The organism is Kribbella sp. NPDC049227, from assembly GCF_043197265.1.
Classification (GTDB): Bacteria; Actinomycetota; Actinomycetes; order Propionibacteriales; family Kribbellaceae; genus Kribbella.
On sequence record NZ_JBICST010000011.1, the window covers coordinates 106,123 to 118,828 of the forward strand.

10 protein-coding genes are annotated in these 12,706 nt (G+C 67.7%); 5 read left to right on the forward strand and 5 right to left on the reverse strand.

Annotated features, from left to right (window positions below; all coding sequences use genetic code 11):
- Genes ACGFH6_RS41440 through ACGFH6_RS41455 form a run of 4 tightly spaced genes read right to left on the reverse strand, consistent with a single transcriptional unit; the run spans window position 1 to window position 3,441 of the window.
- On the reverse strand, window positions 1-816 hold the full coding sequence (locus ACGFH6_RS41440; protein ID WP_393396226.1) for a hypothetical protein: 816 nt from the start codon (window positions 814-816) through the stop codon (window positions 1-3).
- A complete protein-coding gene (gene dgoD, locus ACGFH6_RS41445) occupies window positions 810-1,955 on the reverse strand; it encodes a galactonate dehydratase (protein ID WP_360457488.1) in 1,146 nt (381 codons plus the stop codon). Before dgoD ends, ACGFH6_RS41440 begins: the two co-directional genes overlap by 7 nt.
- The gene (locus ACGFH6_RS41450; RefSeq protein ID WP_393396229.1) at window positions 1,952-2,692 is read right to left on the reverse strand and encodes a FadR/GntR family transcriptional regulator; all 741 of its coding nucleotides are present in this window, start codon (window positions 2,690-2,692) and stop codon (window positions 1,952-1,954) included. Before ACGFH6_RS41450 ends, dgoD begins: the two co-directional genes overlap by 4 nt.
- Window positions 2,693-2,703: 11 nt before the next feature.
- Complete coding sequence (locus ACGFH6_RS41455; protein WP_393396231.1) at window positions 2,704-3,441, reverse strand: SDR family NAD(P)-dependent oxidoreductase; 738 nt, start codon at window positions 3,439-3,441, stop codon at window positions 2,704-2,706.
- 205 nt (window positions 3,442-3,646) lie between these two features.
- Between ACGFH6_RS41455 and ACGFH6_RS41460 the strand changes: the two genes are divergently transcribed.
- The 5 genes from ACGFH6_RS41460 to ACGFH6_RS41480 are packed head-to-tail and all read left to right on the forward strand — an operon-like array spanning window position 3,647 to window position 10,821.
- A complete protein-coding gene (locus ACGFH6_RS41460; RefSeq protein ID WP_393396234.1) occupies window positions 3,647-4,948 on the forward strand; it encodes an ABC transporter substrate-binding protein in 1,302 nt (433 codons plus the stop codon).
- Window positions 4,945-5,895, forward strand: a complete 951-nt coding sequence (locus ACGFH6_RS41465; RefSeq protein ID WP_393396236.1) for a carbohydrate ABC transporter permease — start codon at window positions 4,945-4,947, stop codon at window positions 5,893-5,895. The genes ACGFH6_RS41460 and ACGFH6_RS41465 overlap by 4 nt, the downstream gene beginning before the upstream one ends.
- Window positions 5,892-6,713 (forward strand): carbohydrate ABC transporter permease, encoded by an 822-nt coding sequence (locus ACGFH6_RS41470; RefSeq protein ID WP_393396238.1) that lies wholly within the window; start codon window positions 5,892-5,894, stop codon window positions 6,711-6,713. Before ACGFH6_RS41465 ends, ACGFH6_RS41470 begins: the two co-directional genes overlap by 4 nt.
- A complete protein-coding gene (locus tag ACGFH6_RS41475; RefSeq protein WP_393396240.1) occupies window positions 6,710-8,713 on the forward strand; it encodes an alpha-galactosidase in 2,004 nt (667 codons plus the stop codon). The genes ACGFH6_RS41470 and ACGFH6_RS41475 overlap by 4 nt, the downstream gene beginning before the upstream one ends.
- A 32-nt stretch (window positions 8,714-8,745) precedes the next feature.
- Window positions 8,746-10,821, forward strand: coding sequence for an NPCBM/NEW2 domain-containing protein (locus tag ACGFH6_RS41480; RefSeq protein ID WP_393396242.1), 2,076 nt, complete (start codon window positions 8,746-8,748; stop codon window positions 10,819-10,821).
- A 73-nt stretch (window positions 10,822-10,894) separates the two neighbouring features.
- Here the strand turns inward: ACGFH6_RS41480 and ACGFH6_RS41485 are convergent, their stop codons facing one another.
- Window positions 10,895-12,508 carry a beta-N-acetylhexosaminidase gene (locus tag ACGFH6_RS41485; RefSeq protein WP_393396244.1) on the reverse strand — a complete coding sequence of 538 codons (1,614 nt, stop codon included), beginning with the start codon at window positions 12,506-12,508 and terminating at the stop codon, window positions 10,895-10,897.
- Between the last annotated feature and the right edge of the window lie 198 nt (window positions 12,509-12,706).

A 12,706-nucleotide genomic window follows, 5' to 3' on the forward strand; every position in this document is an offset into this window, starting at 1 on the left:
TCAGACCGGCCTGGCGGAGGCGGTCAACCGCCAGGCCAGCTCACCGCTCGCTGGGACGACGGCAGCGTCGTCCGGCCCAGCCTCGGCCAGGTCGAAGACGCGACCCAGCATCGGCTCCACCCCCAGACTCCGGTACGGCGCTTCGTCGGGGAAGCCGGCCAGGTTGCGCCACAACGCGGTCGAGACCGGTTGCCCGGGGCAACTCAATGTCCAGGTGAGCTCGGCGCCGCGGTCCCGGATACTCACGGTCGGGCAGTCGACAAGGATGGCACCGACAGCCGTCGCGTCGGACGGTCCGTAGGTGCCGAGGTCGATCCCGCCTGGCCGCGGCCAGGTCGCGGTGATCCACGGCGCGTTGGCGGGCCAAGGGGTCGGCAGCAGGCCAGCTGCTTCCGGGTACAGGCGACAGGCGGAGCCGGGCGGCGCTGAGATGGTGGCGCCGACAGCGCAGTCGAGAAGTGCGTGAGCGGCCCAGATGAAGCGGAACCCAGGAGGGGCTTGCAACCTGTAGTCGACGGCAACAGTCTCCGCGTCACCCGTGAACCTCCGAGTCAGGGTGGTGCCGGCGTAGGTGACAGAGGTTTCCCAGGGCTGGTTCCACAGGCCGCCGTGGTCAGGGGTTCCACGGACGGTGGGGAAGCACTCGTCCAGCCCACCGGCGTCGGTGAAGGCCTGGTGTCCTGTCCGGGGACCGGTCAGGAGGCCGGGGCCGGACCAGAGCCACTCACGGCCCGCGAGCCGGAGCGAGGTCCAGCGGCCGCCATCGGCGCCGTCGACGGACACCGAACCGACGGAGTCGGTGTGCTCGCTCACCATTCGGCGAAGGAGCCGTCTGGGTGGGTCCAGACGGGGTTACGCCAGGCGTGGCCAGTCTGGTCAGCGGCGCGGACGGCGGCCTCGTCGACCGTGATTCCCAAGCCAGGCAAGGGATTCCACTCCGCATGACCGTTGACCCACGTGAACGGAGTCGGGTCCGTGACGTACGAGGTGAGGTCGCTCGCAACGTTGTAATGGATGCCCCGGCTCTGCTCCTGGATCAGGAAGTTCGGCGTCGCGAACGACACCTGCAGACTCGCCGCGAGCGAGATCGGCCCGAGCGGACAATGCGGCGCCAACAGAGCGCCATGCGCGTCGGCCAGCACTGCGATCCGGCGCAGTTCGGAGATCCCGCCCGCGTGGGAGACGTCCGGCTGCACGACCGCGATCCCAGCGTTCAACGGTGCGACGAACTCGGACCGGTGATACAACCGCTCGCCCAACGCCACCGGGACCGTCGAACTGCCGACGACCTCCGCCAGATGCACCATGTGCTCCGGCAGCACCGGCTCCTCGACGAACATCGGCTGCAGTCCCTCGACCGCGTGCAGAATCCGCCGGGCCCCGGCCACCCCGACACGGCCGTGCAGGTCGATCGCGACATCGCGCGAGTCGCCCAGGGCCTCCCGGGCCGCGGTCAGTCGAGTGACAATGCCGTTGATCTCGGCAACCGACGGCGACGGCTGGATCTGTCCGCTGCCGTTCATCTTCACCGCGGTCATGCCGGCCGCCACCTGCTCGCCGATCTGATCGGCGATCGCGGACGGCTCATCGCCACCGACCCAGGCGTACACCCGGACCCGATCGCGCACCCGTCCACCGAGCAGCGATGCGACCGGAGCGCCGTACACCTTGCCGGCGATGTCCCACAGTGCGTGGTCGATGCCGGCGACCGCGCTGCTCAGCACCGGACCGCCGCGGTAGAAGCCGCCCTTGGTCAGCACCTGCCAATGCCGCTCGATCTGCAGCGGGTCCTGGCCGATCAGGTACTCCGACAGCGTCTCGATCGCGGTCCGGACGACCTCGGCGCGTCCCTCGACCACGGGTTCGCCCCAGCCGACCACGCCGTCGCTCGTCTCGATCCGGCAGAACAGCCAGCGCGGGGGGACCAGGAACGTCTCGATTCTCTCGATCTTCACGCGCGCCGCCAACGCGGCTTCGACCCACGCGGGGAGGATCCGCGGACCTCGGTGAGGTCCTCGGCCGCCTTCGCCAGCAGTTCGCGCATCGCCTGCTCGGCGGCGACCGGGTCGTGCGCCCGGACGGCGTCGACCACGCGGCGGTGGCTCGGCAACGGATCGTCCGACGGTTTCACCTTGTGCACCAACCGGTCGCGGTCAGCCAGGCCGGTCTCCATGATCACTTCCATCTTGGTCAGCAGTTCGTTCCCCGTCGCCGCCAGCAGCGCCCGGTGGAACGCGAGGTCGGCGATCGCCGCGGCGAGGTCGTCGGTCGCCGACGCCATCTCCTCGAGCGCGGCGTCCAGGGCGGTCAGGTCTGAGTCGTCGGCCCGCAGCGCGGCCAGCCGGGCGGCGGCCGGTTCGACGATGCCGCGAACCTCGTGCAGTTCCTCCAGCAGTTCGGGCCGAACGTCGTCGTCGAAGTGCCAGCGGATCATGTCCGCGTCGAGCAGGTTCCAGTCCGACCGCGGCCGGACGAACGTGCCGCGCTTCTGCCGCGCGTCGACGAGCCCCTTCGCCGTCAGCACCTTCAGCGCCTCGCGGACCGCGGTCAGGCTGACACCGAGGTCGGCCTGCAGGTCCGGCACGTTGATGGTCGAGCCCTCCGGGATCTGCCCGGACAGGATGCGCTGGGCCATCACCTCGACGATCTGGCCGTGCAGTCCCCGCGTCACGCCGCGCTGAATCCCCGTCACACCGTTCTCCCTCACGCCGAGTCCTTCACCGCGGACCAGCCGCCGTCGACCACCAGCGTGGTGGCGGTCACGTACGACGCCTCCGACGACAGCAGGAACGCGACTGCCTGAGCCACTTCGTCCGGTTGCCCGAGCCGGCCGACCGCCGTCGCCTTCGCGCTGCGTTCGCGGCTCTCGGCGTCGACACGCTCCCACATCGCGGTCTCGACCGGGCCCGGAAGCACGGTGTTCACGCGGATCGAACCGCCGTACTCGACCGCGAGCTGTCGCCCGAGTGCGACCAGAGCACCCTTCGTCGCCGCGTACGCGGGATGGCCGGGGAGGCCGGCGAGTGCGTGCACAGAAGACATCAGTACGACGGACCCGCGGCCGGCCGCGAGGTCGTCGTACAAGGTCTGGAAGCCGAGGAAGGCGGCGGTCAGGTTCACATCGAGCTGTCGTTGCCAGGACGGCGGCGACAGCTCGTGGGCCGGCTTCACGTCGACGAAGACGGCGTTGCTGACGAGGCCGTCGATCGGACCGAGCTCGTCGCGGCCGCGGGACCGGACCTCGGCCCAGGTGTCCGGCGACGAGACATCACCGAGGACGGCGATCGCCTGGCCGGGCATCTCCTTGCACGGCTGCACGTCGACCTGGACTACGCACGCGCCCTCGGCGAGGAATCGCTCCACGCAGGCCGCACCGATCCCGGACGCGGCACCGGTCACCACGATCACCCGCCCACCCAGCCGCACGTGCGCCTCCTCCACAGCCCAGCTCCACCCAAGCATGCCGGGCAGAGCTTTCCAACGATGAACGAGGCACCAGTTGACCGTGACGGCGATGCCAGGTCAAGCGATTTGCTCGTAATTTACGAATTAATATTGACACCTGCGACCGTCCGCCGCAAGATCGTCCGCAACACACCACTCACTCGACTGGCACGCTGGTCGAGCAGATCTCAGGAGTTTGGGTATGACGGGTCTGGCAGCAGATCGACGGACTTTCCTCAAGGGACTCGGACTGCTCGGGGCAGCTGCCCTGGTGCCCGGGTGCGCGACCTCGACGAACAGTCCGGGCAGCGGCAGCGCGGCCACTGGTGAGCTTTCGCTGCAGTCGAACCTCTCCAGCGAGCAGGCCAAGGCCGCGATGGAGAAGCTCGTTGCCACCTACAACAAAATGGGTGCAGCCAACAAGACCGGTGGGTCCCAGGTCAAGCTGAACACGGTCGCGGCGGAGATCTTCCGGACCCAGTTGCCGACGTACCTGACCTCGGCCAACCCGCCGGACGTCTACACCTGGTACGCCGGGTCGGTCGCGGACTCGTACGCGAAGAAGGACCTGCTGCTCGACGTGTCGAGCGTGTGGGACAGCATGACGAACTACCCGAAGTCGATGCAGACGCTGTCCACCAGCAGCGCCGGGCAGAAGATCTTCGTGCCGACCAGCTACTACTGGTGGGGCATGTTCTACCGCAAGTCGAACTTCGCGAAGTGGGGCGTCACGCCGCCGAAGAACTGGGCCGAGTTCGTCGCGGTCTGCAAGACGATCCAGAGCAAGGGCATCCCGCCGATCGGCATCGGTCTCGGCGACACCCCGTGGGTCGCGTCGGCCTGGTTCGACTACCTGAACATCCGGATCAACGGCGCGCCGTTCCACCGCCAGTTGCTGGCCGGCCAGGGCGACTTCACCGACCCGAAGGTGAAGGCGGTCTTCACCAAGTGGCGCGAGGTGCTGCCGTACTTCGACCCCAAGGGCAAGTCCTTCCCGTTCCAGGAGGCGACGTCGGCGTTGCTGGCCGGCAAGACCGGGATGTTCCTGATCGGCACCTTCTTCGCCGACTCCGCGCCGAAGGACGCGCTGGACGACATCGACTTCTTCCAGTTCCCGATCATCGATCCCGCCGTACCGGTGGCCGAAGAGGCGCCGACGGACGGGTACTTCGCCTCGAAGAAGGCGAAGGATCCCGAGGGCGTGAAGAAGCTCATGACGTGGCTGGCGACGGCCGAGGCGCAGGAGATCTACGTGCAGAGCTCGTCCGGTACGGCGATCCCCGCGAACCCGGACGGCAAGTCCGCGGACACGCCGCTGGTGAAGAAGGGCAAGGCGATGATCGAGAGCGCGGCGGAGCTGACCCAGTTCTTCAACCGCGACTCCAGCGACGCACTCCAGCCGACGGCCGACGCCGCCCTGACCAAGTTCCTGGACAAGCCGGACCAGATCGACCAGATCCTCAAGACCTGGCAGACCGCCGCCCAGAAGGTCTTCAAGGCGTGACTTCCACCCTGACAGAGACAGCTCCCGGCCGGTCCGCACCACGGGCCGGCGGGGGCGCGTCCCGCCGTACCAGGCGCTCCGGCCCGCGGCGGGTGTCGCCGTTGATCCTGGCGTTCGTGCTGGTGCCGTTCGCGATCGAGGCGGTGTGGGTGTTCTGGCCCGCGCTGCAAGGGTTCTGGCTGGCGTTGACGAACTGGGACGGGTTGTCGGCGCCGTCGTTCGTCGGGTTCGGCAACTTCAGCGACATGGTGTCGGATCCGATCTTCCGGACCGCGCTGAAGAACACTGCGATCTGGCTGGTGCTGTTCGGTGGACTCAGTGTGATCGGTGGCTTCGGGATGGCGTTGCTGCTGCAGCGCGAACGTCGTGGCGTCGGCATCTACCGGGCTGCTCTGTTCACCCCGGTGGTCTTCTCGCTGGTCGTCACCGCCCTGATCTGGCGGGTCTTCTACCAACCCGATGGCCTGGTCGACACGGTGTTCCGGTCTGTTGGTCTGGGCAACTTCGTCCGGCCGTGGCTGGCTGACCCGGACACCGCCCTGTACGCCGTGATCGTGCCGGCACTGTGGCGGCAGATCGGGTACGTGATGGTGCTGTACCTGGCCGGCTTGAAGGCCGTCGACCCCGCGCTGTACGAGGCGGCAAAGGTCGACGGTGCCTCGGCCTGGCAGCGGACCCGGTTCGTGACGATCCCACAGCTCAAGGGTGTGAACTCGGTCGTGCTGTCGGTCATCGTGATCGACTCGCTCAGATCGTTCGACATCGTCTGGTCGATGACGAAGGGCGGCCCGTACCACTCGTCCGAGCTGCTCAGCACCTACATGTACTCGACCGCGTTCCAGTCCACCCAGCTCGGCTATGCGTCCGCGCTGGCCGTGGTGATCTTCCTGCTCGCCCTGGCCGTGATCCTCGGCTACCTGATCCGTGCCTTCCGGGAGGAGACATGAACCGCCTGAAGACCTCGGGCTACCACGTGGCGATGGGGCTTGTCTCCATTCTGTGGGTCGCGCCGATTCTCTGGGTGATCGTGATCTCGTTCCGCAGCTTCGACGATGTGGCGGCGAACGGGCTGGGATCACTGCCGCACTCGTTCACGTTCTCGACGTACAAGTCGGCGTGGGAGGACGCGGACGAGTTCCGGGCCCTGATCAACAGTCTGCTGGTGACGATCCCGGCGGTGCTGCTGAGTCTGGGGCTGGCGTCGATCGCGGCGTACGGGCTGGCGCGGTACAGCATCCCGTTGCGGCGGACGATCCTGTTGCTCATGCTGATGGGTAACCTGCTGCCGCCGCAGATCCTGCTGATCCCGATCTCGCGGTTCGTCGAACTGATCGGGTACTACGACACACTGATCGCGCTGATCGCCGTTCATGTCGGGTTCGGGCTCGGGTTCTACACGTTCGTGCTGCACGGGTTCATGCGGGATCTGCCGCGGGAGATCCAGGAGGCGGCGACGATCGACGGTGCGGGGCCGGGCAAGATCTACGCGAGTGTGATCCTGCCGCTGACGCGTCCCGCGCTTGCCGCCCTTGGTGCTCTGTCGTTCACCTGGATCTTCAATGACCTGTTGTGGTCGATCACCGTGATCCGCTCCGGCGAGAAGATGCCGGTCACACCGGCGCTGCTCGGTCTCCAAGGCTTGTTCGTCTCGTCGTGGAACGTGATCGCCGCCGGCACCGTGATCGCCGCGGTCCCCACGGTCGCGGTCTTCCTCCGGTTCCAGAAGCACTTCGTCGGCGGGCTCGCGATCGGAGCCGTCAAGTGAAGACGTGGACGTTGCGCGGCGCAACCACGTCGTACGTCGTCGGCGTCCCCGACCACAACCAGTGGGCCCAGTTGCTTGCCTGGGGCCCCCACGCGGTCACCGAGGGTCCGTCGGTCGTGGCCCCGGTAGGCACCGAGCACTTCCTCCCACGGGCCGACGTAGAACCTCTGGAGTACGCCGTCCGAGGTGTGCGCTACGCATCCCCGGTGGATCTGGAGGTGAGCGGCCCAGACGGCTCAGACGAGCTCCGCCCGGTCTTCACCCAAGCCACTGCAGGTGAGAACACCCTGGCGTTGGAGTTCGTGGATGAGGTGCGGGCGGTGGCAATCGTCTTGCACTACCGCGTGGTCGGGGACGTCACCGAGCGGTGGGTTGCGGTCCACAACAACGGCACCGACGAGCTGCGGTTGCATCGGCACGGCTCGGCGGGTTTCACCGTGCCTACGACCGGTGGCGCGACGGTGAAGTACTTGTGGGGTGAGTGGAACAGCGAGTTCCAGCAGGCCGAGGTCGCGCTCGAGCGCGGCCGGTTCACGATCGGCAGCGCGCAGGGGATCACCGGGCATTCCTACTCACCGTTCCTGTCCGTCGAGGACGGAGGTACGGCGTACGGCGTCCAGCTCGCATGGAGTGGGTCGTGGGAGATGAGCGCCGACGTGGACACCACCGGGCAATTGCGGATCCAGGCCGGACGAGTGTCACCGAGCCTCGGGATCGCGTTGAGGCTGGGGGAGACGTGGGTTTCGCCGAAGGCGGTCGGGGCGTGTAGTGCGGAGGGTGCCGACGGACTGGCTCGCGTCTACCACGCGTACGAGCGGTCGCTGTCGAGGAAGCTCACGCCGAAGGTGCTGTACAACTCCTGGTTCGCGACCGAGTTCGACATCCGCGCCGACCACCAGCTCGAGCTCGCCCGACGCGCCAAGAGCATCGGCGTCGAGACGTTCGTGGTCGACGACGGCTGGTTCGTCGGACGTTCCGACGACACCGGCGGCCTCGGCGACTGGGAGGTCGACCCCGCCAAGTTCCCGAACGGCCTCGACGGATTCATCACCGAACTGAACGACATCGGCCTCGACTTCGGTCTGTGGGTCGAGCCCGAATCGGTGAGCCCGAAGTCCGAGCTCGCCGCGAAACACCCCGAATGGATCCTCCGCACTCCCGGCCGCGACCCGGTCCTGATCCGCAACCAGCTCCTCCTCGATCTGAGTCGGGACGACGTCGCCGACTTCATCTGGACCACGCTCGACCGCCTGCTGTCGACGTACCAGATCAAGTATCTGAAGTGGGATGCCAACCGCCCCCGGCTCGACTCCGGCGACCAGCGGCGAGACCTCGACGGTCGCGTCGGCACCAACCTCTACGCAATCCTCGACCGCCTTCGCGTCGAGCACCCCGAGGTGTACGTCGAGGGATGCGCGGGCGGCGGCGCCCGCGTCGACCTCGGGATGGCCGCGCGGGTCGACACGCTCTGGCCGAGTGACAACACGGCCCCGCTGGATCGGCTCAGGATCCAGCAAGGCTTCCGCACCGGCTTCGCGCCGCACCTGATGAGCTCGTGGGTGACCGATGCCGTCGGCACCCATGACGGACGCGAACGATCCCTCGACTTCCGGTTCCACGTCGCCATGGCCGGCGTACTCGGGATCGGCGCCGACCTGTCGCGCTGGAACGACGAGCAACTGGCCACTGCGGCGCGGTACATCGAGCAATACAAGGGCATCCGCGAGCTGGTTGCCGACAGCAAGGTCTACGGACTGTCCGCCGGTGTGCAGTACGCCAGCGCCACCCGGTCCGTGGTGTTTCTGTGGGAGACCGGCGACGGCAACGTGCGAGGCACCCTGCCGACCCGGCCGCGCAGAGTGCCGCTGGCCGGCCTGGATCCCACGAAGAACTACCGGGTGGGCGACGAGGTCCACCCGGGCAGCTATCTGCTGCAGGTCGGCGTCCGGTGGGACGGCTCGACCGACTCGAACTGCCTGGTCGTCGAAGCCCTCGACTGACCGTTCCGCTCAACGGCAGCAAAGGACAACAGATGAAGCGACTACTTGGTGGGGTGATCGCGGCGGCCCTGGTGGCCGGAGCGTTCGCGATCCCCACGACAACCCAGGCTGTGGCGGCTCAGGCCACAGCTCAGGCCCCAGCTCCCGTGCTCAGCCCGACGCCGTACATGGGCTGGAACACGTACTACGGACTCGGTGGTGACTTCACCGAGGACACGATCAGGTCGGTCGCCGACTCGCTGGTGAGTCGTGGGCTGGCCAAGGCCGGCTACGACATCGTCTGGCTGGACGGTGGCTGGCAGGCCGATCAGTCGCGCAGCGACGCCGGCGACCTGGTCCCGAACCCGGCCAAGTTCCCGAACGGACTGAAGCCGCTCGTCGACTACATCCACAGCAAGGGCCTGAAGGCCGGCATCTACACCGACGCCGGACCCTACATTCCTGGCAAGTGTGGGCTCGGTAGCGGCGGCTACTACCAGCGCGACGCGGACCAGTTCGCCGCGTGGGGCTTCGACGCGGTCAAGGTCGACTACCTGTGCGGGATCGCGGCGAACCTCGACCCGAAGACGGTGTTCACCGAGTTCGCGCAGGCGTTGCGCAACAACGCCAGCCACCGGCCGATGATCTTCAACCTCTGCAACCCGGTCACCTCACCGGACTGGGGCAACTATCCCGAGTCGCAGCAGTCGATCTTCTCCTGGTCGTACGCACCAGGGATCGCCCAGTCGTGGCGGACGTACACCGACGTCGGCTTCCAGGGCGACATCAAGTTCAAGGACGTACTGCGTAACTACGACGCGAATGCGCGGCATCCCGAGGTGGTCAAGCCGGGTGCGTTCAGCGACCCCGACTACCTCGCGCCCGAACTCGGCATGACGGACGAGGAGTTCCGCTCCCAGCTCACGTTGTGGGCGGTGGCCGCGGCGCCGCTCGTGGTCGGCAGCGACATCCGCAAGCTGAGCGCTACGACGATCTCGATGCTGACCGATCCCGACGTACTCGCGATCAACCAGGACCGGGCGGCGGTTCAGGCCGTCCGGGTCGGCGCCGCGGGAACGACGGAGACGTGGGTCAAGCGACTCGCTGACGGCAGCCGCGCGGTGGTGCTGCTCAACCGCGGCGACAGCGCGAAGACGATCACGACGACGGCTTCGGCGGTCGGTCTGGACGGCGCGCGGTTCACCCTGAAGAACGCGTGGACCAACAAGGTCACCGAGAGCGCGGGCACGATCAGCGCGGCGGTTCCGGCGCACGGTACAGCGCTCTTCCGGGTCGAGCCTGCTCGTGGTGTGCCGGGGATCCCGCACGTTACTGCGGGTATTCCGCAGGTGACGAACGTCGGCACCGACATGCAGCCCGATGGAGTCGCTCCGGTTGTTGCCGGTGGCGACGAACTGACGGTGCAGGTTGCCGTCCGCAACGACGGTCTGCTGCCGGTACTCAAGCCGGTCGTGACGGTTGCCGGTGGCACCGGGTGGACCGTCAAGTCGTTGACCAAGGCTCCGAATCTGCTGGCTGGTGGTCAGCAGGCGACGTACCGCTTCACCGTGAAGCTACCCGCCGGCGCCGCCCCCGGATCCGCGAGCCTCACCGCGTCGACGTCGTACGACACGATCGGGTACGGCGTACAGCGGCAGTCGACTGTGTCGCCGGTGGTGGTTGCTCCGGCTCCGCCGACGGGCACGGTTCCGCTCTCGCACCACGAGTGGATCAGTGCGACCAGCGGCTGGATGTCGCCGACCGTCGACGAGAGTGTCGGTGGCGGATCCCCGATCAGCCTGGTCGGTACGACGTACCCGACTGGAATTGGTGTGGCTTCGCCTTCGACGGTTCGCTACTACCTGGGCAAGGCGTGCTCCCACCTGACCGCGACGGTCGGCATCGACGACGCGGTCCGCAACGTCGGGCCGGAAGGCGGCACCGCGACCTTCCAGGTCATCGGCGACGGCAAGGTGCTCTACGACAGCGGCGTCGTGGACCGGGACCACCCGAAGCCGGTCGACGTCGACCTCACCGGAGTCCGCGTCCTCGACCTGTTCGTCGGCGACGCCGGCGACGGCGGCTACAACGACCGCGCCGACTGGGCCGCTCCAACCACAACCTGCTGAGGCCCATCCATCGAGTCGTGGATCCTTGCTCGGGAATCGCCTAGGTGACTGAGCAAATCCACGACTCGATGGGCTAGGGACGGGGCCAGGGGATCTGGTCGGAGCGGAGGAAGGTCCAGGTGCGGCGGTGCCAGGTGGCGGACTGGTGGGCCAGGCGGGTGCTGTAGTCGGACCAGTCCGTGGGCGTTTGGCGGGTCCAGGACTTCTCGGCGGCTCCGGGGAGGCGGGGGAGGAGCATGAGTTCGAGTTCTTCGGCGGTGGCGATGGTCTCGCACCAGATGGCTGCTTCCACGCCGGCGATCTGCGCGTCCGACTCGACGCCGGGGGTGTTCTCGACCGGGTCCCATTCGATGCCGTCGCGGATCGACGTCGCGGGGTAGAACGGCAGGCCGACGCGCTGTCGCAGCTCGTCCTGTGCGGGGTCGGATGATGCGTCGGCGTGCGGGCGGTCGAAGTACAGCCAACTGGTCGGGGAGACGAGCAGCGGCGAACCCTGGGCGATCGCGCGCGGAGCGTCGTACGCCGCCTTCTTCAGGCCCTCGACGAGGATCGGCAGCAGTTCGGCCGGAATCATCGCGCTCATCGCGTCGGCGTCCATCGAGTCGACCTCATGGACGTCCATCCAGTACTGCACCACTTCGTCCCGGCTGATCGACGCACGGGCGATCTCCTGCCAGCCGACGACGCGCTTCCCGCGGGCGCGGACCAGGGCGACGGCCCGTTCGACGAACGCGGCATGCGCCTCGTCGGACATGCCGAACGCTTCGTCACCGCCGATGTGGACGTACGCGCTCTGCGGGAACTGCGGGATCACCGCGTCGAGCACGTCCTCCACGAATGCCCAGGTCTCGGGCCGGTCGGGGTCGAGTGTGCTCAGCTGGAGACTGGCCCCGTTGCCGAGCTCGATGGAACGCAGCTCCGCCGGCGCAAGCTCAGGGCACGCGCGGAACACAGCCGACGTGTGACCAGGCATGTCGATCTCGGGGACCACAGTCACGAAGCGCTCGGCGGCGTACGCCACCAGCTCCGCCAGCTCGGCCTGCGTGTAGTAGCCACCGGGACGATCACCAATCGCGGCCGCTGCGCCGACACCGGTCAGAGCAGGGCGTGAGGGTACTTCGATCCGCCAACCCTGGTCGTCGGTGAGGTGGAGATGAAGCACGTTGAGCTTGTACAGCGAGCACATCTCGATGACACGGCGGACCTCTGCCGGTCCGTGGAAGGTTCGTGCGACGTCGAGCGACAGCCCGCGCCAGGCGAATCGCGGTCCGTCGATCACGCGGAGTGCCGGCAACTCCGAGCTGCCATCCTGCGCGTACGCCGTGATGAGCTGCCGGAGCGAGGTCAGGCCGCGATGCACCGCCTCCGCCGTCGGACCCCAGACGCGCACGCCCGCACTGGTGACCTCGAGTCCGTGGCGTTCGTCCGCGCTCTCGTTGCCGTCGGCCCGCAGACCCGAGGCCGGTGCGATCTCGTCGATGCCGGAGTTGTCGACGAGGACAGTGACACCGGGAGAGCCGCCGACAGACAGCTCGATGCCGGCGTCGATCCGGACGTCCTCGACGAAGCGCGCAGCGAGATCGGTGAGGTCAGCCGCCTGTACGGCGACGCCCAGGCCGTCCCTGATGACGAACATCCCGTCCGGCGTCGTCGTCGCGGCCGGGGCGGGGATCAGCGGGAGATTCATCAGGCTCCTGACAGGCAGGGTGGTGGCCGGAGGCTTCGCGGGACCACCGGCCACCACGTTGGTATTGGATCAGATCTTCCGGCCGGCGGGCAGGGGGGTCCCGTCGGGCCGGGTGGATTCCTTCGAGGTTCGGAGACTCGCCGTTTGATGGTGACATCCTGTTCATGGTGAGGCAGTCTCCTTCTGTCGGGAAGTGCT